This is a genomic window from Helicobacter pylori oki112 (assembly GCF_000600085.1).
GTDB classification, from domain to species: Bacteria; Campylobacterota; Campylobacteria; order Campylobacterales; family Helicobacteraceae; genus Helicobacter; species Helicobacter pylori_CY.
This window is the reverse complement of the sequence record NZ_CP006821.1, coordinates 331,550-357,035: the sequence shown is the minus strand read 5'-3', so window position 1 is coordinate 357,035 and position 25,486 is coordinate 331,550. Positions and strand designations below refer to the sequence as shown.

Here is a 25,486-nt window from a genome sequence, read left to right as displayed (position 1 = left end):
TTCACAAACACCTAAAGGTTTAATTGACCTTCAAAGGTTACCCTATTCCCCAAAATTTTGACTAACCACAGAAACCTTCTTGCGGTTTCTGTCTTTATGCTCAAACTTCACAACGCCATCTATGAGCGCGTATAAGGTATGGTCTTTCCCCATGCCCACATTATTACCGGGGTGCATTTTAGTGCCTCTTTGGCGCACGATAATATTCCCTGCTCTCACAAATTCTGAGCCAAATTTTTTCACGCCTAAGCGTCTTCCTGCAGAATCTCTGTTATTCTGCGTGCTCCCTTGACCTTTCTTGTGTGCCATTGTTTAATACTCCTTTAGGCTACAATTTTAGTGATTCTCACACGAGTGAAATCTCTTCTAAAACCACGCTTGGTTTTGCTGTCTTTTCGGCGGCGTTTTTTGAAAGTGATGACTTTTTTGCCGCGCCCTTCATTGATCACTTCCGCTTCAATTTTAGCCCCATTCACAAAGGGTTTCCCACAAGAGAGTTTGCCCTCTTTGGACACGGCTAACACTTCCACTAATTCCACTAAAGCCTTAGGCTCTTTATCCATTTTGTCCAGTAAAACAATATCGCCTTCAACGACTTTATATTGCTTACCGCCATGCTTGAATATTGCGTATGACATTTCTATTCCTTAAAAATTGAACGCTCTTTTTAAAATAAACGCTTATTATAGTGAGTATTTGCTAAAATGTAACTTTAAATTGAGATTAAATTCATATTAAAAGAATTTTTTTACTCAAAAACACCCCATTTAACCCGCCATTATTACCCCGCATTGCCCCACTCAAACCACTCGCAATTGTTATTAAGCTTATTTTGGAATACTTTTAGCTTGTTTGTTAAAAAACCAATAAGGATTTGATCATGCGCGTTACCTTTGGCTCAAAATACAACCAAATGAATAATTATCAAAACGCTTTACAAAATAAAATCAACGACGCTAACACGCAGATCGCTTCAGGGCTAAAAATCCGTTATGGTTATCAAAACAGCGACATTAACAACCAGAATTTAAAATTCCAATACGAAGAAAACACCTTGGATCAAGGCATTGATGTGGCCAAAAACGCTTACACTTCAACGCTCAATACCGACAAAGCCTTGCAAGAATTTTCTAAAACGATGGAGGCATTTAAAACCAAGCTCATCCAATCCGCTAACGATGTGCATTCAGAAACTTCTCGCGCCGCTATCGCTAACGATTTAGAACGCTTGAGGGAGCATATGATGAATGTTGCTAACACCTCTATAGGGGGGGAATTTTTATTTGGGGGCAGTAAGGTGGATAGACCTCCCATTGATAGTAATGGGAAATACCATGGCAATGGCGAAGATTTAAACGCGCTTATTAGCTCTGATAACCTTGTGCCTTATAATATCAGCGGGCAAGATTTGTTTTTAGGCACAGATAAAGACAAACACAAACTCATCACCACCAACATTAAATTATTCAATCAAAACAAGCTCCACCCTGATGTGATGGACGCTTTAGAGCATTCTTCATTACCTGAAGAAGTTTTTATTAAACCCAATGATACCTTGCGAGAACTCATCGGCGATAACGACAAAGACCCCACTAATGACCCTAAAGAGTTTTTTTATTTGCAAGGCGTTAGGCCTGATGGCTCTAGTTTTAAAGAAAAATTCGTGCTCTCTAAAGCCTACCAGAACAAAGAAAGCGCGACTAAAGTGAGCGATTTGTTGGATAAAATCGCTCACGCTTACGGGAACACTTCGCAAAATAAAGTCGTGGATGTGAGCTTGAATAATTGGGGGCAAATTGAGATCAAAAACCTAACGCCTGGCAGTAAAAATTTGGATTTTCATTTGATTTCTAGCGATGGGGATTTTGATGATTTAGACGCCTTGCGTTCGAGCGCTAAAAGGGTTACTGAATACGTCAAAAGCGCGTTTGTAACGGATAGGAGTTTGAGCCAAGTTAAAGCGGTGCCTAACATGTATAATCCTAAAGTGCTTGAAATCCCTAGCGTGTTTGTCACTAAAGACAATGTTTTAGCTAACAAAAACACCAAATTGAGCGAGATTTTTGGCGATAAGGTGGAAACTTTAAAAATCAACGCCAGCCGCTTGGACAATTCAAGCGCTATTCAAATCCCAAACCTCCCTGTTTATTTGGATATTCCCATTCTTTTAGATGTGAAAAATTCTACGATTAAAGATTTGAAAGACGCGATTAAAGAACGCTTCAATAATGAAGTGGATGTGGAAATTGCAACAAACGGGCGTTTGAGAATCATTGATAATTCTTCTAAAGAATCGCCTATTTCTTTGGCTTTAAGCACCCTAGATCAAAAAGGGCTAGAAGTGGCCGGTATCCCCACTAATAACGCAAGCGAATACCAAAAAACCTACTTCAATAAAGAAGGGGCAAAATTAGAAAGCAATGTCGCTCAAACCGCTCAAAATGGCGCAGCTAATGGCTCTACTAAACTGAGTGAAGTCTCTAAGGGGAGTTTAGAAAATAGCGTTTTTAACATGAAATTAAACGATGTGAATGGCTTATTTTTAGAAGCGCAAATGAATTTGGATCCTAATGGGGCTTTTTTGAGTTTGCCTAATGGCGTTAAAATCCCACTTTATGACCCCACAACCGCTGATATTCAAGCGTCTAAACCCAATGAAGTCACTTACAGGCAGCTCATGGATGCGATGAGTATTGCGCTCAATTACAGCAATACTGATCCTGCAATCTACCAACAAATCAGCGATAACCCTACTTCCAAAGAAAGCAAGGAGCGCTTTATTGAATTGTTAAAACAAGCTAAAGACAACCTTTCTGTTAATTTGAATGAAGAGGGAAAAGTCATTATCCAAGACAACATGCATTCAAACACCAAAATGCAGTTCATGCTTTTTGATAAAGACGCGAATGATTTTTCTCAAAACGCCTTACACAGCGACAAACCAAGCCTTAAATTAAACGCTAATAACGCTCTCATTATTGACAAGCCCAGCGTGAATTTTTTTGATCAATTAGAAAATACCATCACTTCGGTAAGAAAAGGGATTTATCGCCCGGACGCTTTAGGGGATACTTATTCTAGTGATATGCGTAATTTAGGCATTCAAAACGGCATCACCCTTATAGATCACTTGAGCGATCACATAGAAAAAATGATCGCTAAAAACGGCGCTCATGGTAAGGCGTTTGAGAACATTATCAGGCGTAATGAAGTTTTAAAAACGCAAGTTCAAAGCATTCGTGGGGAAACGACCGGCACGGATATGGCAGAAACTTATAACAAGTTTTCCAATCTCACTAACAACTATAACGCTGTTTTGGCTTCCACGAACAAAATCAATAATTTGTCTTTAACGAAGTATTTGTAGTCTTTTGGTGGTTTTTAAGCGTTCTAAAAAGAGATATTAACATTGCTTTCAAGCTTCTATGAAGCCCCCCTCCTTTTGCCCTTTATTTCGTGGGCAAATCGCCTACAGGACAAGTGGCCACACCCACGCTTGGGCGAGTGATTTTTTCTACATTTTCTTGAGCTTTTTTGGGGTCATTAACCCAAGTTTTATAGAACTCAAAAGGGCATTCCGCCACACCCTTATCCCCATCGCCACTAGCAAAAACCCCACTATAACCTCTGTGCAAGAGTTTGAAGAGTTGGTTTTGGCTTTGGTCGTATTTTCTCGCATCACGGATTTGTTGCACGGAAAGTTGAGCGTATTGAAGACCATTTTCTTCTTCCCCGCATTCGCCCAAAGTATGCCCATCAAAACCAATAATGCTAGAATGCCCAAAATAGGAATACACCCCATCAAAGCCGGTCGCATTCGCTACCGCTACATAGCATTGATTAGCCCACGCCATAGCTTTCACTATCGCAATTTGTTGCTCTTTAGCCGGATACATGTAACCTTGACAGCGCACAATGAGTTCTGCCCCACGCATCGCGCAATCGCGCCAAATTTCAGGGTAGTTTCCATCATCGCAAATAATCAAAGAAACTTTCAAACCCTTAGGCCCATCAACCACATAAGTTTTATCCCCAGGATACCAACATTCAATAGGGCACCAAGGCAAGATTTTGCGGTATTTTTGCACGATCTCACCCTTATCATTGACAAGAATCAAAGTATTATAGGGATTCTTTTTAGCTTGTTCGTGTTTTTCCCCCGTCAAAGAGAACACTCCCCAAACCTTGTTTTTCTTACAAGCCTCAGCAAAGATTGCGGTTTCTTCTCCGGGAACGCTGGCGACTGTGTCAAACATTTCTTGTCTGTCATACATAATCCCATGCGTGCTGTATTCGGGGAAAATAATCAGATCCAACCCGGGCAAACCTTGTTTGACCCCACCAATCACCTTAGCGATATTGCGACAATTTTCCAACACCTCATTCTTAGTGTGGAGTCTAGGCATCTTATAATTAACTACCGCTACACCCACAGTATCTGGGCTGCTACTAATATCTCCATGTCTCATATTATGTTCCTTATTTTTTTGATGAGAGTTCCTACAAACCCTCTACTTGAACTTATAAAATAATTGTGTAAACGGATTTATAATGAATATGAAAACTTTAATTATTATGATTATTGTGGGCGAGTTTTAACTTTTTTGCTCCATTTGGTAACCTATTTCTAAAAATGAGGTTTTAGGCACTCTATCTTTATGGTTATTTGATTTTCACTTCCACTAAGCCATATAAAGCATTAATGCAATAAATTTTAGCCGCTCTTTGCAGATCGTGTAATTTTAAAGGGGCATGCTCAACAAGACCCTTTTTTAACAACCCCACAACACCCGTCCCGTTTAACGCGCCCGCGCTAAAATAAGGGGTTAAAAGCCTGTTATGGATTTCTAAAACAAGATTGCTCCTAGCGCCCTCAGTGAGTTCTAGATCCTGGTTATAAAAGATTTCATCAAAAATAACGCCTTTTTTAATGAGCGCTCGAGCGTTTTGATAAAAAGGGGCATAAGTGGTCTTGTGGTATAAAAAATCATTGCGCTTATCAATGGGGGCTTCACTCAAACGGATTTCTAGGCTTTTTAAAGGCTCTAAATTTTTGTATTCTTTAATGAGCTTGCCCTTTTTGTTGAGTAAAACCCTTAAAACCCCTTCTTTTTCCAATTCAAAGTCTAAAAGATTTTCATCGTATTTAAAGTTAAAATATCGAGCGCTATGCATTAAGCGTTCTTTATGGGCGTTTTTATTATTGATCTCTAATTTTTGATCCTTTTTGATAATTTTCATCGTCTCTACAATCTCAAATTCTATTTTGGGCATCACAAAAAAGGATTTTAAAAAGCTCTCTTCATATTCCTTTGGCGCTTTACTTTTATAAGTTACCCCACTCCCTACCCCTAAATGCAAAAAATCTTCATGCACTCTTTTTTCTAAAGTGCGGATAGGCACGCTAAAAAGGGCTTTTTTTTCTCCAACCATGCCTATCGCCCCGCAATACACCCCCCTAGGGCGTTTTTCTAAACTTTCAATGATTTGCATGGTTTTTATTTTAGGGCATCCGGTCACAGAGCCGCAAGGGAACAACGCCTTAAAAATCTCAAACAAGCTGGTTTTTAGGGGCAATTTCGCTTCAATCTCGCTTATCATTTGATGCACGCTAGGCAAGCTGATGATTTCAAACAATTGATTGACTTTCACGCTATTTTTTAAGGCTAAACGGCTCAAATCGTTACGCAGTAAATCCACAATCATCACATTTTCACTTCTATTTTTGTCATCATTTTGCAAAAACAATCGGTTTTTTTCATCTATTAAGGGGTTTTTTGAGCGCACGATCGTGCCTTTCATGGGTTTTGTAATAATCTTAATCGCTGTGTCTAAAAACTCTAATTCAAAAAACAATTCCGGCGAAAAGCTTAAAACGCTCCTAAACTCATTTTCTATAAAAGCCTTAAAAGGCGTGTTTTGGTTGTGTGCCACTTCCTTAAAAACACGCTCTAGCTTGGCTTTAGTGTCTAAAAACAAATCCATCGTGAGATTCACTTGATAGGTATCGCCGTTTTTGAGATATTCTTTAACGGCTTTAAACTGCTTGAAATAAGTTTTTTGATCTAAAGAGCTGTGGATTTTAGGGTAAAACGCATGCTCTTTTAAAGGCTCTAAAGAGTATCTTTTTCTTTCTAAAAATTGTTCAAAATACAAAAAAGGGGTTTGGCTTTGAAATTTTTCATCTAAAAACGCTAAGCGCGCTTCGTATAAAAGATACCCCACAAAATACCCATTCCCCCTATTTTGAGAGATGAAATCCAGGGCGTTTTTAAGCTCATTAAGATTGGTGGCGGTGAGTTTTTTAACCCTTTTTTGATACTTAAAATCCCCAAAAATCATTTAATTTCTAGCAACGGCTTCGTATTTGTCTATCAAAAACACTGGGTTATAGCTCATTTTAGACCTTCTCAAACCCTCTAATCCTAGATCTTCTTCTCTGTTAGCGTAAGTTAAATGGCTAAATTCATTCAAAAGCAATTGCTGGTTGATGATCTGATACGCGCCCGCAATATCTGCACGGGCTTTTTCAATGTGAATGAGCGCGCTCTCTTCGTTTAAAACTTCTCCAAAACTAAACGAGACTATTTCTCCATTAACCCTAACAAGCCCCCCCTTTAAATCCAAGCTTTCATAATTTTCTAAAACGCTTTGAATGCCCTTATTTTCGTTGATTAACCCTATATCATCAGTTTGGCTTTCTAAAAACCATTCTTTGGAGGCTTCTAGAACTTCCTTTTTATTTTGAGGAGAAATCTTTTCATAAACAAAATTCGCGCAATTGGTTAAAAACTGGTTTAAGTGGTTTTTTTTCTTATGGTATTTTTTCCCTTTTAAAGCGATCAGTTCTTCAATAGAATAAACGTAATCGCTCCTGTCTCTGTTGTAAGTGAAATCAAACACCCCTACAAAATTGTCTTTCAAATCATCTTTTTGCTCTAAAGTCAAAGAGTGGAATCTTAAATTTTTTTCTCGCTTTAAAAGCTCTTTCACGCATTCAAACGCATTCTTACCGATAGGATAGAAATAAAAGGGTTTTTGATTTTCATAAGTGGTTTGAATCACCAAACAATCCCTAATCACCGCCACTTGAATGAGCCTTGCGTGCTGCCATAAAAAGCAATTGGTAAAACTCACATCCGATAAAACGATTTTTTGAGTTTGTAAAAACCTTGAAAACAAGTCCTTATGCGCTAGGGTAATTTTTTCAAACATGGCAACTCTCTTTTATTTCTTTAACTCTTTTAGGGCGTTTTCTTGAAATTTTCTAGAAATCTTAAAAACCTCTGCATAAAAACCCGTAAGAATTTCTCCATTCAAATGCTTGAAATCCCTTTGGCTGAGTCGTTTTAAAATTTCTCGCTCTCTTTTAGGGCAATAAATGGGGCTTTCTTGTTTGATGAGAGCGATTTTTAAAGCGATTTCTAAGCGTTTGTCTAAAAGATCGCTCAATTCATTATCCAACGCATCAATTTCAGCCCTTAAATTTTCTAAAAGACTATCCAAATTCTTTTGCATCTAATCAAACCCCTTTTAAGACTTCTTCTTCTAGCCGCCATAAATCTTCTAAAGCCTCTCTTTTTCTAATCACTCTGATTTTGTGATCTTCTAGGGCTAATTCTAAGAGTTTAGGGCGCGAATTGTATTGACTGGCCATGCTAGAGCCATAAGCCCCAACCTTCTCAATCGCTATTTTATCGCCTGGCTCTAATTCTGGCAAATGGACATCTTTTAAAAAAGTGTCGCTGCTCTCACACACAGGCCCTACCACATCGCAAGGCGAGATCTTACGCCCCTTAGAGGGCGTTATGACCCTTGTGGCATGCTTAGCATGATACAAACTGGGGCGCAAGAAATCATTCATGCCCGCATCCACAACCACAAAGCGCTTGTTTTGAGCCTTTTTTTCATACAAAACCTGCGTGATCAATTCCCCACTCTCAGCCACGATGGATCGACCCGGCTCACAAATAATAGTCAAATCCAAGCCTTGAAGCGCGTTTAAAATCCCTTGCGCGTAATCATAAAGCTTGATCGTTTCTTCATTTTCATAGCTCACGCCAATGCCTCCTCCCACATCAAAAAAACGCAAATCTATCCCTAGCGCGATCAAAGATTTAGCGATTTTAGCCACCTTTTGGCTCGCTTCTATAATCGGCTCTAAATCTAATAGCTGTGAGCCGATATGAAAATGCACGCTAACAGGCTCTAAAAACGCGCTTTTTTTAGCCCAAAGAAACATTTCTAAAGCTTCTTTTTCTCCCACGCCAAATTTATTTTCTTTCAAACCGGTAGAAATATAGGGGTGCGTTTTAGCGTCAATGTTAGGGTTGATTCTAATGGAAATCCTGGCCTTTATCCCTAAAGATTGAGCGATTGTTTCAATCGTTTTTAATTCCATAAAACTTTCTACATTCAAAAATAAAATGTTGAGTTTTAGGGCTTGTTCTATTTCAAATCCGCTCTTACCCACCCCGCTAAACACGATCCTATAAGGCTTGATCCCGGCTTTTAAAGCCCTATATATCTCGCCTATGGAAACGCAATCCGCCCCACTCTCTAAATGGGCTAATAAAGAGAGGATACTCAAATTGGAATTCGCCTTTAAAGCGTAGCAAATCAAAGACTTACGCCCCTTAAACGCTTCTTTATAATTCAAAAAAGCCTGTTTGATTTTGTCAAAATCATAGAGGTAAAAAGGGGTTTTATAAGTTTGAAACAGCTCTTCATAATTAAACATAGAAAAACCTAACCATAAAATTTGAACGAAGCATTATAGCAAAAAAGCTAAAACGCCACTCGCATGCCCACATTCCCAGTTATATTAATGTCTTGGTATTGTAAGCCCATCTTAAGCCCCACCCCCGCATTCACATACATCAAACGCCACAAATGCATTTCGCCTCCTGTGATCACGCTCGCAAAAGTGTTGAAAACTTCCCCCTTGCGATACAATAAAGTGTTTTCGCCCACAAAACGCACCGTATTGCCGCCTTTAGATTTGACCAAAAGATCCCTACCCAATCTCGCCGTTACAAAATAATAGGAATTTTGACCAAAATATTTACGGCTCTCTAACCCCATGTTGAGCGTTAAAACCGATTCGTTAGAGGGGTTTGAATGCATGAGAAACTGTTTGTAAGCGGCATCATTCATTTTGCCTTTCATCCCGCTCAAGCCTATAAAATGATAGCTCAAGCCCACTTGAGGTTTTAGCACCACGCTTTTTTGTTTGAACATGAAATCATAGCCGTAATTCCCATTCACGCTCGTTGTCCAGGTGTTGTAGCTGTAGCGTTGGTTCAACACAGAAAGCAAAGAATTAGAAGAATTGATACTAGTTGCATTGCCTCCATAAGTTTCATTCGCGCTCAAAGTGAATTCGTTTCTTTTTAAAAAAGCCCTCGCATACATCCCCACATCCACATTATTACCCAAAGAATGCATGATGTTCCCATTAAAGTCGCTATAGCCATAAGCCACATAACCCCCAAGGATCACATTTTTAACCAACCTGTCATAGCCCACATTCAAGCCATAAAGCGTGCCATTGCCCCCAGAAATAAAGCTCGCTCCCCCCACCCCTTGAACCCAAAGGTTATTGGGGTGTTTGCTAAGTTGAGAGTGTTTGACAAAAACCTCTCCAGGGTTAGGATCGCTAAAACGCTTGTTTTTAAGCTCTAACAAGCGCTCAGAAAAAGCAGACTCTCCCTCTCTAGCCCTAAAATCAGAGAGTTTTGTTAAACGGCTGGTTTGTTGGGTGTAACTCGCCAATTCTAAAAGGTTGGTAGCGTTATCCCTAAAATTAGGGTTAGAAATCAAGCTTGCGGTGTTTTGAAGATCTTTTGTTACGCCTAAGATTTCATTCAAAGAGTGGTTTTTTAAATAAATCGGTGCAAAAAGCGGGTTTTCTTTCGTTTCCATCATCAATGTTGAAAGCCACTTGATAGCGTTATTCCCCCCTATAGCTTCAATTTGATTGAGCGCGCTTTGCCCTTGAATGCCCACAATGTAATCTTGTAAGGTAGGGGGGGTAAAGTCCATGATCTTGTTGCCATAAGACATTTTAATCTGGTCATGAAGGACAGAAAGGCTTAAAATGTTGTTTTGATGGGCGTTGTTTGAGCCAGGCAGCGCTACGCTTAACAATAACCCCTTATCTTGCAACAAAACCCGTTGGCCCAAATAAGTCAATACGCCGTTTTTTTCCTCTATGTGGTTTCCGTTGATATTGATTAAGGTATAGAGCTTCAAATACGATTGCAAGCTGTTAGGGTTGATATTGTAATCAATGTAACGGCTGCTTTTTAATAAAGTGTAAGTCGTATTATTGGCCATGCTGTTATTGACATTGATAAAAGGCGTTTGGGTGGTGTTGAGATTGATGATCCCCTCTGCTTGAATGAGCGGCGTTGGCGTTTGAATGTTTTCTAAATTAAAATGTATCGTTCCAAAATTATTCAAAGACCCCCCTACTTCTAACCCGTAAATCCCGGTGCTTAAGGAAGCGTTTGAAGCGATCGTTAAATTTTGAAGCACCTCTATTTTTTGCGTGGCGTTGTTGTTAAACGCTCCTTGAATGTTTAAATTATTGGCTGTAAAGCTGGCGTTTTTCTCTAACACCGCTTGATTGGAAATAATGAGGTTGTTGGCTTGGAATTGAGCGTTATTGTAAAGATACAGGTTTTTAATGTTTGCAGAGCCTTTAATTTTTGAAAAATCAACCACCCCATTAGCGTAAATATTGCCTGAAAAATTGAAATCATTCGCCGTAACCATCAAGCTTTCATCGTTATTATTCAAGGCGATTTGCATGTTATTTGACGCATTAGAAGCACCATTCGTGCTTTGGGCGCTAAGCGCGCAAGGGTTTGTAGCGTCAGCTGCAGTTGGATCGCTTTGTTGCGTGCAACTAGCGTTGATAAACAGATCGCCTTGAGACACAGAAATATTGTTACTACCGGCATTAATCTTAAGGCCGTTGCTGGCATCAAGCGTAGTGATATTAATGTTAGAAACTTGATTAGACAATAATTGAAGCGTTCCAGAATGGTTAGTGAAAGCGATATGATTGTTTCCGGCAAAAATGAGCGAATTTCCTGCGTTAAAAGAGAGCGTGCCTCCATTGGCGTTAGAGAAAGTGGAATTTTGCACAAAAACATTGCCTTGCGCGTTGAAATTAAAATCCCCTTTTTGCCACACTTGACTCAAACCATAGGGAGCGAAAAGCCCCTTTTTACCAAAATTAGGGATCAAATCCCCCAAACCTTGTTCATAAATAGGCCCTAAGCCTTTAGCCGCTAGGACTTTGTCTAAAACGCTTTTAATCTGCTGGTTTTGCAGCAAGCTTTCTAAAGAATTGAGCGTGTCTTGGCCTAAAAATTCGCCAATCATTTGTTTGCCTAAAGCCATTACATCGTTTTTTAAAGCGTTGCTCGGTTTGACAATATCTTGCAACATTACGCTTATCACTTGCCCTATATCGTTAGCGGAAATAAAGCCGGTGATCTGATTGAACAACCCTTTTTTACTCAATAAATCATTGATTGACATGCTGCCTATAAGCTTTTCAGGGTTTTGCAAATCAATGCCCCATAGTCCGGCTAATCCCCCCACTAGCCCGGTCCAAAAGCCTAATTTTTGTCTGATCAAATCCTTAATCGCTGTATTCAAACCGCTATCGTTCATGAGGTTATCAAAATTATTCTGCCCCAAAAGCTGGCTTAGGGTTTGATTTTTTTGTTCAGGCGTTAAATACCCCCCAATCACACTACCACTCCCTAGCGTATTTACTATCAAATTCCCTAATCCCCCGGCTTTATTAATGGATTGCACCGCCACTTCGCCCAAAATATTAGCAAGCCCGGCTTGATTGAAAACCTTATTAATACCCTCTTGCCCTAGCATGCTAAAGATCCCATCAGTTTGCGAGCTTACGATATTAGCCTGGTTGAGAATGAGCGAAGTTTGGCTGTTAAAAGTTACGCTAGCGCTCCCCCCAGTCCCCCATGCGTTCCCGCTCCCTAAAGTGCCGGTAAGATAAATTTCTTTAGCGTTAAAAGTCGTGTCAATATAGCCCAAATCAGCCGAGCTAGACTCCAAAAGCTGCCCTAAATAAGTGCCTCTAAATTTTTGGCACACAATATCAGTATAATCACAAGGTGTTTGATAGCCCAAGCCCCCAAAAACCACCGCGCTATTGGTGTCTGTTTGCCCTATTTTAGTCGCTCCTATAATCAAAGTGCCGTTATTGAAATTTTGCACCACCGAATTGTTTGCGTTATCAATCAACTCGTTAATGTTTTTCCAATCGTTAGGCGTGATGAGTTTGGTGAGCTGGTTTAGGGCATTAGGGTTTAGATCGCTCAAACTTGAGAGCGAAAAATCATTCCCCAATACCTTTTTGATTTCAGGGTAGAGTTTGAGAGCCATTTGCCCTAACGCTTTGATATTATTGAAATTATAGCCCTTGTTATAGATGTGTAATGCGCTAATAGGGTTGCCTTGCGCGTTATAGGTTTGCGAGATGATAGAAGATTCAGAGGTTAGATTATTATTTTTCGTGGTGTTATTGCTGCCGTTAGCTTGATAGGATTGGTTAGGGTTGTAATAGCCTTTCACATTGCTAGTGAGGTAAAACACGCCTTCTGCATCATCGCTATAAGAATACACGCCATTAGCGTTGTTATAAACTTTTTGGTAGTTAAAGACTTCAGAGCCAATGTTATAAAGCGTGTTCTTAATACCCGGGATTTGAGAGAGCGTAACGCTTAGCTGGTTGTCTTTAAAGCTCTCGGTGATTTTTAGAGCGTTATTAAGGGGGTTAGTGAAACTATAAGTTTGGTTAATAGCGTCATAGATCCCATCACTGATGTGCATGCCAAAGAAGTTGATGCGCTCATACCAATTATTATTCATACCCGCTTGAATGATGTTATACACACGATTTTTATTATCGTTTAGATCGCTTAGTAAATCAATGTTAGCGATATTCAAACTCCCTTGATCGCTAAAAACAAGCTGGCTGTTTTTCAAATTCAGCACGCTGCTGTTGTTAGGGTTTAAGAGGTTGCCTCCCAAACTCAAGGGTGCTTTAATGTCAAGGGCTTGATGGAAAGTGATGGGGCTTTGAGAAAAAGCGTTATCGTAGAAATTAAACGCCGTGTTAGAGATAATAGCGCTAGAGCCTTGAAAATCTAAAGAAGAGTTATTGCTTAAATTAAACTGCCCTCCTAAAGAGATCGCTCCCTTAAACACGATAGAAGAATCATTCAAACTCGTAGTGATATTCGCTGAATTGAAATTGACCGCTCCGTTAAAATTAATATGAGCGTTATTGCTCGCAATCAAGCTCGCATAATCGTTGATCGTGGCGTTATTGGAAACATTGATGGCGCTTTGGTTGAGGTTGAGCGAGCTGGTGTCGTTCAAATTCAAATCGCCTTGAAGCTCTAGGGTTGAATGGTTGCTCGCATTGATAGAGGCGTTTTGAGAAAGATTGATCGCATTGGCTTTAATACTGCTTGTCCCCACTGAAACGCTTAAATTGGAATTGTCAAACAACACGCTTTTAGCTTGCATTTGATACAAACCAGAGCTTAAATTCGTGCTGTTGGTGAAACTGATCGCATTAACGGCATTGAATTTAAAAACAGATTGCGTTTTCCCCACATAGCCTCTAAAAGAGCTGTTAGAAAAATCCAGATTCAAAGCGTTGAAACTGAAATTAGGGTTACCGCCATTTTGCGCGGTATCGTCTATAAAATAGGAGTTTTGAACCTGAATGTTCGCGCTGTTAGAGACAAAATTCATAGACGAGCTTTGCGTGCCAGCGACGCGGTTATACAAAGTCGCGTTCGTTAAAAGAATGCCTTGAAGCCCGTTAAAATTAAGGCTCGCGCCCCCACCACTAGAAATGCGATTCCCGCTTTCAATACTGCCGGTGATGTAAATCTTTTGCGCTTCATAATGCCCTGTAATAAAGCCTATGCATTGCAAGTTCCAGCAATGCCCGCTCGCATCATTACTCCCTGCTCCCTTATTGTCCCCAAAGCGAATGATTGCATTAGATTGCGGCGCATCGCTCGCATCCGTCCATATGCTTTTAGCCCCAAAAACGATCGCGCTGTTTTGCCCAGTGAATATTTGAGAAAATTCCGCCTTAGTGAATAGAGTTTTCCCGCTCGCATAAAAATCAATGCTCTTGTCGTAATAGTAAATGGTGTTGTTTGAATTCCCTAAATTATTGTTATAGCTATTAGGCATGTAGGTCATAAAACCGACAACATCTTTATAATACAAATGATCCGATTTTTCCATATCCATATAATCAAACACCATGCCAACACCCAAACGCCGGATAGAAATGCTGTTTGGTGAAAAAACCTCTTGGAAATTGTAGGTTTGGTTATTGAAAAAATACACCACATCATAGACGCCATTACCCACGCTAGAGACGAGCTTTTCACTGCTTGCCCCATGCCCTTGGTAGTTGATGAGCTGCCATAGATTTTTACTGAAAGCGTTGTTGTATTCAATTTCTTTAGAAGAGCTTACAAGGGTGATAGGGTTGCCATTAGTGATAGCTTCACCAATATTAATCACCGAATGAGCGTTAAAAACAATTGTCCCATCGCCAAAAGACAAAGGAGCGTTCAAGTTTTTTAAAGTGATGTTATTTAAAGTAACTTGCCCTTTCACGCTCGTATTCGTAGGGCCATTAAACACCACATTATAAAAGGTTGCATTCCCTAAAATATTAACAGAGCCGGTATTATTAAAATTAGCGTTATTTTGAGAGCCATTAGTAGAGTTCCCAAAAACAGCGTTCCCGGCGATTTGCAAATTTGAATGAGCGTTAGTGAAATCCCCCATAAACGAAGTGGTTGCGTTAGAATTATTGAAATTAAAAGAAGTGCTGTTGTTGAAGTGAGCGTTATTGAACGAAGCGTTTTTTGCACTAATTTCAAACGAACCGCTATTGAACTGGTTGTTATTTGAAAAATTCAAGCTATCACCGCTGAATTGGTAACTCCCTCCATTAAAGCTGGTGTTTTCAAAAGTCGCTTGCCCTGCATTGAAAATGAATTTCCCGTATTTAGCTTGGTTAGTGAAAGTGGTGCCATACACCGAAAGCGTGCCGTTAGAATTTAAACCCTTCAAATTCTGCGAATTGTCCATGTTTTGCGTGGAAAAAGTCATAGAGCTTGAATAAGTTCCGGCGTTATGTTGCGTGATGGTAGCGTTAGCGATATTGATACTATCTACCCCATTAAAGATTAGATTGGCTGCCCCACCGGTGCCTATACGATTGCCAGAACGCAGATTCGCTGTGATATACACATGATAAGCGCTATAAGTGCCATTAGTCGTGCCTGTGCATTGGTAATAGGGCCAAGGCCCGCAATGCCCATTAAGAACGCTCCCTGAAGTGTCCCCAAAAGACACCGTGTCGCTAGAAGAAACGCTATTTCCAGTCCATGTTGAGTTATACCCGATCACCAGATTACTATTACTCGCGCTAAAGGTTTGTTTAAACGAGTTGGTGTAGCTCCCCCATATTTGAACGCTCGGCAAGTAATAAGTCCCGCTCTCTGTAAAATTTTGGGATTTAGGAATATAATATTTATGATCATACCAAGGCATGTCAGCATTAATATAATTTGAAGCGGATAAATCAAATTGTGATCCGCTGATTGTAGGGGGTGGCGTGTAAGTCCCGCTCTCTAAAGCTTGGATGATAATGGAATTAGTGCTAAAAGTTTCTTGCAGTTTGTAGATAGTATCCCCTATTTTGTAGCCCACTTGATAGACTTGCGTAGGGTTTGAAGAGGATTTAGAGGGCGAAGAGTCAGTATTTTTAGATGTTGCAGCGTTTTTATTCAAAAGCTGCCCGGTAACCCCATTGTAAGTGATCATGCCCCATAAACCTTGAGCGAAACTTTGCGGCAATGAAGAGCTTTCGTTCGTTTTTAGGGCGTTTGTCAAGCTATTGAGCGCATGGTTTAAAAGATTGTTATAAGTGATCCCACCGCTAGAATTTAAAATCGTTACGCTCTTCTCACTGCTTAAACTTGTGAGATTGAAAGTCGTCCCTTGAGTGAGAGTGATTTTAGAACTCCCAAAATCAAGGGTTGAGCCATTTTTCAAGTCATTCTTACCGCTTAAAGTAACGCTACCGGTAACACTCATGTTGTTTGTATCAACAGAAGTGTTGAATGTCGTGTCGTTAAAACTCGCACTCTCATTAATGGTGATTTTACCGGTATTGTTAAAATTAGCGTTATTGAAAGAGGCGTTTTGTATCGTCAATTGGTGGTTTGAATTGTTAAAGGCTTGCTGGAAAATTACAGAACCCTTAAGAATGGTAGCATTACCACTAAAAGAGCTGTTTTGAATTTGGGGGTGCTGAGCGCTTTGATTGGTCTGGTTATTAAAAGTAAAAGTCCCCCCATTAAAGGAGCTGTTTTGAAAGGTGGCTTGATTGTTAAAAGTATAGGAAGCGTTACTAAACGAAGCGCCATTAAAGGAACTTGTGCCTTTAAAATTAAAACTACCGCTATTAAAGGCGGTATTATTGGTAGCGTTAAACTCTTTATTAAAAGTATAAGTCCCCCCATTCCATTTTGCCCCACTAAAAGTGGCGTTCTCTTCAAAAGTGAAACTGCCGCTTGCATTACTAAAAGCCGTATTCGTAGCGTTAGTCGTCCCTTTAAAAGAATAGCTAGGCCCAGAAGTGGAGCAGTTAGCCCCTACGCCCACACTAGCTAAAGAACTGCAAGTATCCCCACTTAAAGAAACCGAACCGATAGTAATAGTGCTGTTAGTATTACCCACATTCACTTGCGAAGTTTTAAACGCGCTGATATTAGAATTGATATTGACCTTATTAGCGTTCAAGTTTAAAGTGGCTGTGCCGGTGTGCGTGCCAGCTCCCGATCCCACACGATTGCCCACTTCTACGCTGTTATTCACAGTGATAGTCCCAGCGCTAAAAGTAACATTAGTATGCCCATTAGGATACCAAGAAGTGAAGCTATTCCCACTACTCGCACCTAGATTAAAAGTAGCGTTACTGCCTAATTCAATGTCTAAATTCCCCCCATTATATTCCCCTCCGGTGTAGTTATACAGACCGCTTAAAAAATAAGTGCCGTTATCATTTTTTAAATTGGCTGTAATATTTTGGTTGTTTTGAGTGTGGTAGTAATTAGCCGCATTACCCCCTGCCCAAGTTTTTGTGATGAGTTGGTTTCCTGTGTATTGTTGTGTTTTTTCCTCCCATTTATCGCAACTCCATATAGCATACCATGGATGATGCACGCATACCTTTTGGCTTTTTTCCCCCCAGCTAAGCCCCAAAATATCTGTTCCATCTGCATACACCCCACTAGCAAACCCACCGATGAGTAAAGGCACAAACCATAAAGGACGCTTTAAGATGATTTTTTGATGCGATCGTTTGATACTTTTTGGTTTCTTTTTAAACTTTTTCATTAAATGCTACTCTCTCATTTCCTAGATAGTAAAACATCCCCTTTAAATCAAAGCACATTTTTTCCAAGCAAACGCCAAAAAAACAAAGTGCACACCAGCACAAACAATTCCTTAAACAGCCATTCGCTTTGAGCGTGCGAGCGGGCAAATTCAGCGCTTTGAAGTGCGACTTCGCCTGCTTTTTGAGCGTTTAAAATATAAGGCGTGTAATAAAAAACAAAGAGAAAACACAACGCCCCTATCGCCACGCCAAGGATCAAATACACTAACGATCTTTTATAGTAAATAAACGAAACGATTTCATAAAGTAACACCACAAAACCGATCGCACCTAAAAGATAATTGAAACGCACAAAGATTTGCGCCATGAGTTTCCCGCTCTCAAAGGGAGTTAGATTCAATTCAGGTAAAATGCTTGACGCTTTGAAAACAATGGGTGCGACTATCGCTCCTAGAATGATCAAAGAGCCGCCCAAAATACCTAAAAGAAGCAAATACACCCCTAAACCAAATTTTTTCATCTTCCACCTTTTTTAAGATTTTTGCAACAAATGGTTGCAATCCTTAAACTGCCACACTTGAACTAAAGGCATAAAAAATTCTAAAAGGGCTTGAATGTCAGTGATCCTGTCTTTTAACCCGATAAACACTTCAATCTTCACGCCTTTTTCTAATAAAAATCTAATTATAGAATCACTATACTTGTAATTCAATAAAAATTCTAATTCTTCTAAAGAACCCATTTTTTTAAAACGCTCCAATTGAGCGCTCAAGCCCACTTCTTCATAAAAGTTATCCATGTAGCTTTGCGGGTCTTTTTGAAACGAAGAAAGTTGCAAGCGTTTGAACGCCAAACTCTTATGCACTAGCATGCAAGGCGAAAACAATAACAAAGAATTGATGCGGCGCTGTTGTGAGATTTCATTATAAGCGTATTCTATCGCTTTAATCGCTCCCATAGAAAAGCCTGACACATCATAAGCCCCTTTTAAAAGCCACTCTTCAAACAAAACGCTTTCATTAACGAACCCAAAACCACTAAAAAAACGCATTTTCATCCGTTCAATAAATCATACAAATTAGAATGTTCTAAATATTCTTGCTCCAATAATAGAACGCTTAATCGCTTGCAAGCTGCAATTTGCGGCTTTAAAAACTCCAATTGCTCTTCATAAAGAACGCTTAAAGACTCTTTTGTAGGGGCTAAAAGAAGCTCACTGGCCATAAATTCATTCAAAAATTTCGCTTTTTGCAAGTCTTGTTTAGACAGACTATAACGCTCCTTATAGAGCAACTCTAAAACAATCGTCCCACTCAAATACACTTTAATGTAATTTTTAATCTCGCTCTCGCTATGGATTTTATTCTCATTAAAAGCGATAAATTCCCCCAATAAAGGCGCTTTATCAAATTCAATTTCTAGCCAATACGCGCTCAAGGCTTTCGCGCTTTGATACAAAGCGACTAATTCCTTTTGGTTTTCGTCTAAGGTTTGGGGCTTTTTCTTGCCGTAAGCGATCTTGTCTTTCACTTCTAAAATGTCGCTCTCAGTGATTTCGTTTCGTTGGTGTTTGAGGGCGTTTAGAGCACTTTCATTGATTAAAGTCGCTAACATCGCCCCGCTAAAACCCACGCAAATTTTAGCGATCTTAAGATAATTGAGCGTGTGCTTTTTGTTTTCTAACAGCTTTTCTAAAATGCTCTGCCTTTCTAGTAAATCCGGTAAAGAAATGAAAATACGCCGATCAAAACGCTTGCTCCTTAATAGCGCTTCATCCATCACTTCCATTTGGTTAGTCGCTCCTATCACCACCACCTCATCGTTTTGCAAAAACCCATCCATTTCGGTTAAAAGCTGATTGAGCGTGGCTTCTCTCTCATCGCTCCTATGCCCTCCCCTAGCCTTACCCAGAGCGTCAATTTCATCAATAAAAATAATAGAGGGGGCATGCCTTTTAGCGTGCATGAAAAGTTCATGCACTTTTTTAGCCCCAGCCCCCACATAAATTTGAGAAAACGCGCTCCCACTTTCATAAAAAAACGGCACTTTAGCCTCACTCGCCAAGGCTTTAGCGATCATGGTTTTCCCCACTCCAGGAGGCCCGATTAACAGCACGCCTTTAGGGAGAAAAATCCCTAAATCCTGGTATTTTTTAGGGTTTTTTAAATAATCTATCACTTCTAATAATTCTTCTTTAACTTCATCCACCCCTGCAATATCTTCAAAACGCACCCCTAACGCATCGTATCGTTGGAATGCATTTTCTAATTCGTTTTTGTGCACGCTTTCTAAATTCATTTTAGTGTCCAATCGTTTAGGCAAACGCCAAAAGATCCCAAAAAGCATGCTAGAAATGAAAAAAAGCAACGCTAAAAAGATTTTAGAAACCTTGTTTAAATTTTCTCGTTTTTCTATGGGCATGCTTTCTGGGATTTTATAGACTCTTAAAAAGGCTTCTTTGTTGGTTTTATAAAGACCCTTGTTAGCATAAAAATAATTTTCATCTTCTGTTAGAGTTTGCTTAGGGTGAGATTGGATCACATAGAAAAAGTCCTTACCCGATATGAGCCTAGAAACATCGCTTAAAATTAAAAAAAGAAGCAAGCAAAAAGTAAGGATCAAAAACCCTAACGCCAAAACAAGCGACCGGTTTTTAATGCGTTTAAAGGGAGCGGTGAGGTTTTCTAAAAATTTAGAAAACGGCATGATTTTCCCTCTCCTTAATTTCATACTCTTTGATTTCTAAAAAACTAGCCCTTAAAGGCTTATCGCTTTTGATTTTAATGGGGTTAAAAAATTGATCTAAGGCTTTAAATTCGCCGTCTTTTTGCGCTTCCACTAAGGCTTTTAGGGGCGTGTTGAGCTTGAGTTGCAATAGCCTGAACGCCTTATTTTTATGTGAAATCAAATCTTTAATCGCATTCAAACGCTTTTTAGAATCTTCCAAGCTCACGCTATCAGTCATCAAACTAGAGGGGGTGTCTTTTCGTTTGCTGTAAATAAAAGGGTGGATGTGCGTTAAAGGCAAGCTTTCTAAATTTTTAAACGCTTTTTCAAAAACGCTTCCGCTCTCGCCCGGATGCCCTACAATAAAATCCGTGCCGATAGCAAAATTCTTAGAAGCGATGACCTCTAATAATTCCCTATCGCTTTTAGTGCGGTTTCTTCTGTTCATCCTCTCTAACATGAAATCATGGCTGTGCTGTAAAGCGATATGCAAATGTTTTTCTAAAAAATCCTCTTCTAAAAGCTCTAAAAATTCATCGTTGATTTGATTAGGCTCTAAGCTCCCAATCCTTATGCGTTTTAATCCAGCAATCTGGCTTAATTTTTTAATCAATCTTGCGATATTGCTTCCTCTATCTTTCCCATAACTCCCCACATTGGTGCCGGTTAAAACCACTTCTTGAACCCCTTTAGAACATAAAAGGCCCACTTGCTCTAAAATTTTCCTTTCTTCAAAGCTCCTAGCCCTCCCTCTCACGCTTGGGATAATGCAATAATTGCAGTCAAAATCACAGCCTTCTTGGATCTTGATAAACGCTCTAGTCTTACCCACAAACTCGCTCACCATCGTGGTGTCTAAGTGCTTGTTTTCTAAATTGTCGTCTATAAAAAAACGCTTTTTTTCTTGTAAAAGCGCATTAATCTTTTCTTTATTGTCATGCCCAAAAACGCCCTTTAAAAACCCTTTTTCAAAAAGCTCCTTGCCTTGGGTTTTCACCCCACAGCCAGTAAATAGCACTTCCTTATTTAATCGCGCCATTTTTTTAGCGTAACTCCTTACTGCGCTATCGGCCCCATTGGTCACGGTGCAAGAATTGATAATAATAATGTCGGCTTCTTGTTCTTCTAAGGTCGCGCTAAAATCCTTCAAATTCTCGCCCATCACTTGCGTGTCAAAAAGATTCGTCCTGCACCCAAAAGTTTTGAAATAGACTTTTTTCATTTTTATTCCCTTTTATTCCCAAAGCCATCACCTAAAAAATCAGCATCCACTTTAAGCAACTTGCTGGTCGTATAAGCGATATGGATATTTTCTTCTTTCAAAAAAGCTTCAACGATTTCAGCCACAATCTTGCTCCTTAAAGACAAGGTCGCATACGAATTGGTTTGATACCACACCGAGATTTTTATCCCGTTATTTTCAGGCATCAAAAAGCACCGAGGCTTCACGCTCAAACTCCTTAAAGAATACCGGTCGCGCATTTTATTGAGCTGCTTATAGGTAATATCCGTGTATTCTTTAGACAATTCTGTAGCGATGTTGAGCGCAATTTTAGAAGCTTTTTTAAAATCAGAATCAAATGTAACGCAAAAATCCACGCCATCCCAAACCGTTTTCATCCCAAAATGGCTGTAATTAGCGAACATGGTGGTGAAAATATAATTATTAGGCACAAAAATAATCCGGCCCGCTCTCCTGTTATTCGTGTAGGTGGTAAAGGTTACATCTTCTAAAATCGTAATGTGCAACATAGAAATATCCAACACATCGCCAATAAAAATATCCGTCCCCTTAGCGATACGCACCCTATCGCCCACATGCACGCTCCCCCCAATCAAAATAATAAACCACCCGAGCAAGCTCATGAACAAATCTTTCATCGCAATCGCTAAACCCGCGCTCGCAAAGCCTAAAACCGTGACCAAATAAGTAACGTTTTCTAAATAAGAAAAAAGAAAGATTAAAATGATCACGCTCACATTCACGAAGTTAATGGCTTTATTCACGGTATAGACGCGCTCATTATTTTCAATGTATTTACTGGAAATGATTTTTAAAATCCACGCAAACACCACGCTCAAAAGGGCCGCTAAAAACACATAAACCAATTTAAAAAGCTGGTTTTTAACTTGAGATTTGACAATGCTTATAGCTTCATCGCTGTCTTTTTGGAAAATCCCAATCGTGGTTTTTAGAATGTTTTGAGCCCCTTGCAATTCCAAGCGTTTGGCTTGAGTTTGATAAATTTCATCGCTCAATTTCGCGCTTTTATCCAAAGCGTGCCACTGATTTAAAAGCTGATGTTTTTGATCTAAAAGCCTTAAAACTTCTTCTAAAGCGGTCTGGTTTCTTTTAAGATTTTCATGCTTTAAATGCATGCTTTTAATGAAAGAAATGCCATCAATGATCGCAATAGGGTTAGCGATATTAGGGATATTGGGGATATTAGGGCGCTCTATCAAGTCCTTAAAAGGATTGACCCCATAACTTTCAAACATTTTTTGTTGGGATTCTAAAGCCTTTAAGGTGTGCTCTAAGGTGCTAATCTTTAATAAATCCTTGCTTTTTTTGTTTTTTAAACGCCTTAATTCCTGCCTCACGCTCTCTTTTTCGGTATAAATTTGGTTGTAAATCTTATAGTTTTCAAATTTTTTCAACCACACGTTATCGTCTTTAGCGAGTTTTTTATCCACCAAAGCCATTTGTTTTTGTATGGATGATAATTCTTGGCTTTTATCTTCTGCTTGTAAAAACAAAAAACAAAAGAATAACAATACCCTTAATGCCATTTTTCTAACACCTTTAAAATCGTTTCTTTAGGGATATGAGAGACAATCTCAAACGCTCCAATGCCTTTGGGCAGAATGAATTTTATTGTCTTATCCTCGCTTTTTTTGTCTAAAAACAAGCGTTCGTAAAATTTTTGAATATCTGTGATTTTGTAATGGAATATCAAATCAAATTTTTTCAATAAATTTTCTATGCGTTCGTATTCTTTTAAAGTGAGCATGCCTAAAGAAAAGGCTAAATCATTAGCCATGCGCATGCCAATAGCGATCGCTTCGCCATGCAAAAATCGCTCATAATTGGTCTCTTTTTCTATCGCATGCCCAAAGGTATGCCCGTAATTCAACCCAGCCCTGATGTTTTGCTCTTTTTCATCTTGCATAATAACTTGAGCTTTGATACTGACGCTTTGAAAGATTACTTCTTCTAAACAATCTTTTAAATCCTTTGTTTCCAATCTTTCTACCAAGTTTTTATCAAAACACACCGCCATTTTAATGATTTCAGCAACCCCTGCTTGAAATTCCCTTTTTTCAAGGGTTTTTAAAAAAGACAAATCAATATAAACCGCTTTAGGCTGGTGGAACGATCCGATTAAATTCTTACCATAAGGCGTATTGATCCCTGTTTTCCCCCCCACGCTCGCATCCACTTGAGCGAGTAAAGTCGTAGGGATATTAATAAAATCAATCCCCCTAAAATAAATACTGCTCGCAAACCCCACCATATCGCTTATGACTCCCCCACCAAGGGCTATCATTAAAGAATGGCGGTTTAATTGCATTTCAAAGGCGTTGTTTAAAATGCGCTCTAATGAATGAAAATTCTTGTATTTTTCTCCGGACTCTATCACGCACACTCTGACTTCTAAGGCTTTCAAGCGCTCTAATAAATACGATAAATGCAACCCGACCACGATGCTATCGCTAATGATGAGGGCTTTTTGTTTCAATTTTATTTCAGGCAGTTCCCCCAAAAACACTTTATAGCTTTTTTCTTTTAAAGGGATTACAATTTCTTGCATTCTTTCACTCCGCTACAGGGATAAAAATTTGAGGGTTATCATCGTTTAAAAACGCTAATTTTTCCACTTTAGTGGATAAAAACCACCAAAAGCGCGTGTGTGTGATGCACTCTTCAAAAGGCATGAAATGCAAAATGGGATTTCTTAAAGAATTGAGATACATGATAGGATTTCTAATATCGGTTTGGAAAATCTCAATCTTGCGGTTGAGCGTGTTGGCTAAATTTTCATAATGATTGACAATCTCGTTTTTATAGCGTTTGTTAGGGTCAAAATCATAGAGCAACAAGCCCAAATCCATTTGCATAGACACATCAAAGATCACTGAAGACATGTCCTCATTAATATCCAAGCTTTCATTCAATACCACCACGCTTTGAGAGGTTTTAGACAAGCCGGAAATGTTGGTTTTATAAACCGGGGTGGCTGTTTTATACAAGGCCTTTCGGTGTTTTTTAGATAAAAAAAGCTCTCTGCCTACCACGATTAGACCCATTTTTTTCTGGTGATCTTCATGGAGTTTTTGGATAAAACTTTTCCCGTAAAAATCAAAATTCACTTCAATGCTTTCGGTTTCTAGCGCTAAAAATTTATGGTAAAACTTAGGGCTAGTGGGGTGTAAAACCTGGATATAGAGCTTGTAGCTCTTTAAATGTTTGTGCAAAAACAAGGCTTGATACACATCGCGCATCATCGCTTTTCTGCTCTGCAAGCACATATCAATATATAAATAAATGCTCTTGCCAAAGGGGGCTGGGAACTGCCCCACATTGCTTTTGACTTGATGATACACCACATTCAAAATTTCAGGATTACCCGCTACTAAGAGAATGTCTCGTGGTTGGATAACCAAAGATTTAGTGGAGAGCAACAAAACATCGTTACGATAAAGCCCTACAATCCTGTATTCTTTTTGCCTGATAGAGCCAATATGCCTGTAAGCAAAAATGCTCCCAAAAGGCACATCAATCTCCATGATCTCGCCCTTGCCTAACCCAAACTCTCTAGGGGTGCTAGGGATATTAGGCAAACGAGAAATGAATTTATTGGCTAAAACTTCAAATTCATCAATCAAAATAAGCTTTTCATCTTTATTTTCTTCATTATTTTCTAAAGTTTTTTCATCATCTTTTTTCACGCTCAAAACCACGCGCATGCGTTTGAAATGGGTCTGAATGATTTTATGAATGATGCGCTGTTCTTTAAAATCTTGTATGATTAAAAACGCATCGCTCACCTCATCGTTTAACACTTGCAAAAGCCTGAAACTAGAAGTCGCATCAAAACAATAAAAAGCGAAAGTGCTCGGATAATTTTTAGGGATAAGGCTCTCATTTTTGACGACCACTATATAAAAATTATGATTAGAATAATGCCTTAGCACCAAGTCTAAAAAATTTTTTGCTACAATGCCATCTAAAATAAGGGCGATTTTTTTCAATTCCAAACT

The 25,486-nt window shown here is 39.3% G+C and carries 16 protein-coding genes; 1 reads left to right on the top strand and 15 read right to left on the bottom strand.

Features of this window, described 5'->3' with window-relative positions; translation table 11 throughout:
* Positions 1-42: 42 nt before the first annotated feature.
* Together rpmA and rplU are read right to left on the bottom strand one after the other, a co-directional pair.
* Positions 43-309 carry a 50S ribosomal protein L27 gene (gene rpmA, locus HPOKI112_RS01695; protein ID WP_000940618.1) on the bottom strand — a complete coding sequence of 89 codons (267 nt, stop codon included), beginning with the start codon at positions 307-309 and terminating at the stop codon, positions 43-45.
* Between the two features lie 14 nt (positions 310-323).
* Complete coding sequence (gene rplU, locus HPOKI112_RS01690; RefSeq protein WP_000119318.1) at positions 324-638, bottom strand: 50S ribosomal protein L21; 315 nt, start codon at positions 636-638, stop codon at positions 324-326.
* A gap of 242 nt (positions 639-880) precedes the next feature.
* Between rplU and flgL the strand changes: the two genes are divergently transcribed.
* Positions 881-3,367: a flagellar hook-associated protein FlgL gene (gene flgL / locus HPOKI112_RS01685; RefSeq protein ID WP_025275665.1), complete on the top strand. Its 2,487-nt coding sequence runs from the start codon at positions 881-883 to the stop codon at positions 3,365-3,367.
* Positions 3,368-3,449: 82 nt separating this feature from the next.
* On the opposite strand, the gene HPOKI112_RS01680 is transcribed toward flgL, so the two are convergent.
* The 13 genes from HPOKI112_RS01680 to HPOKI112_RS01620 all read right to left on the bottom strand — a co-directional run bounded on the left by HPOKI112_RS01680 (position 3,450) and on the right by HPOKI112_RS01620 (position 25,477).
* Positions 3,450-4,469 carry an aliphatic amidase gene (locus HPOKI112_RS01680; RefSeq protein WP_025309648.1) on the bottom strand — a complete coding sequence of 340 codons (1,020 nt, stop codon included), beginning with the start codon at positions 4,467-4,469 and terminating at the stop codon, positions 3,450-3,452.
* 193 nt (positions 4,470-4,662) lie between these two features.
* Positions 4,663-6,342: a bifunctional chorismate-binding protein/class IV aminotransferase gene (locus HPOKI112_RS01675; RefSeq protein ID WP_025275664.1), complete on the bottom strand. Its 1,680-nt coding sequence runs from the start codon at positions 6,340-6,342 to the stop codon at positions 4,663-4,665.
* Complete coding sequence (locus tag HPOKI112_RS01670) at positions 6,343-7,215, bottom strand: DUF2156 domain-containing protein (RefSeq protein ID WP_025275663.1); 873 nt, start codon at positions 7,213-7,215, stop codon at positions 6,343-6,345.
* A 12-nt stretch (positions 7,216-7,227) separates the two neighbouring features.
* Positions 7,228-7,518, bottom strand: a complete 291-nt coding sequence (locus HPOKI112_RS01665; RefSeq protein ID WP_001171389.1) for a chorismate mutase — start codon at positions 7,516-7,518, stop codon at positions 7,228-7,230.
* A 4-nt stretch (positions 7,519-7,522) separates the two neighbouring features.
* Complete coding sequence (gene lysA / locus HPOKI112_RS01660) at positions 7,523-8,740, bottom strand: diaminopimelate decarboxylase (RefSeq protein WP_025309647.1); 1,218 nt, start codon at positions 8,738-8,740, stop codon at positions 7,523-7,525.
* Positions 8,741-8,787: 47 nt separating this feature from the next.
* Positions 8,788-17,496, bottom strand: a complete 8,709-nt coding sequence (imaA, locus tag HPOKI112_RS01655; protein WP_025309646.1) for an immunomodulatory autotransporter protein ImaA — start codon at positions 17,494-17,496, stop codon at positions 8,788-8,790.
* 47 nt (positions 17,497-17,543) lie between these two features.
* Positions 17,544-18,017: a DUF4149 domain-containing protein gene (locus HPOKI112_RS01650; RefSeq protein WP_025309645.1), complete on the bottom strand. Its 474-nt coding sequence runs from the start codon at positions 18,015-18,017 to the stop codon at positions 17,544-17,546.
* A gap of 12 nt (positions 18,018-18,029) precedes the next feature.
* Positions 18,030-18,548 (bottom strand): pimelyl-ACP methyl ester esterase BioV, encoded by a 519-nt coding sequence (gene bioV / locus HPOKI112_RS01645; RefSeq protein WP_025309644.1) that lies wholly within the window; start codon positions 18,546-18,548, stop codon positions 18,030-18,032.
* Positions 18,549-18,550: 2 nt separating this feature from the next.
* Complete coding sequence (locus tag HPOKI112_RS01640) at positions 18,551-20,203, bottom strand: AAA family ATPase (RefSeq protein ID WP_025309643.1); 1,653 nt, start codon at positions 20,201-20,203, stop codon at positions 18,551-18,553.
* The gene (gene mtaB / locus HPOKI112_RS01635; protein ID WP_025309642.1) at positions 20,190-21,446 is read right to left on the bottom strand and encodes a tRNA (N(6)-L-threonylcarbamoyladenosine(37)-C(2))-methylthiotransferase MtaB; all 1,257 of its coding nucleotides are present in this window, start codon (positions 21,444-21,446) and stop codon (positions 20,190-20,192) included. The genes HPOKI112_RS01640 and mtaB overlap by 14 nt, the downstream gene beginning before the upstream one ends.
* 2 nt (positions 21,447-21,448) lie before the next feature.
* A complete protein-coding gene (locus tag HPOKI112_RS01630; protein WP_015427498.1) occupies positions 21,449-23,014 on the bottom strand; it encodes a mechanosensitive ion channel family protein in 1,566 nt (521 codons plus the stop codon).
* Positions 23,005-24,036, bottom strand: a complete 1,032-nt coding sequence (gene aroB, locus HPOKI112_RS01625) for a 3-dehydroquinate synthase (protein ID WP_025275656.1) — start codon at positions 24,034-24,036, stop codon at positions 23,005-23,007. The genes HPOKI112_RS01630 and aroB overlap by 10 nt, the downstream gene beginning before the upstream one ends.
* 4 nt (positions 24,037-24,040) lie before the next feature.
* Entirely contained in the window at positions 24,041-25,477 is a 1,437-nt protein-coding gene (locus HPOKI112_RS01620; protein ID WP_025275655.1) for a COG3400 family protein, read from the bottom strand.
* Positions 25,478-25,486 lie beyond the last annotated feature (9 nt).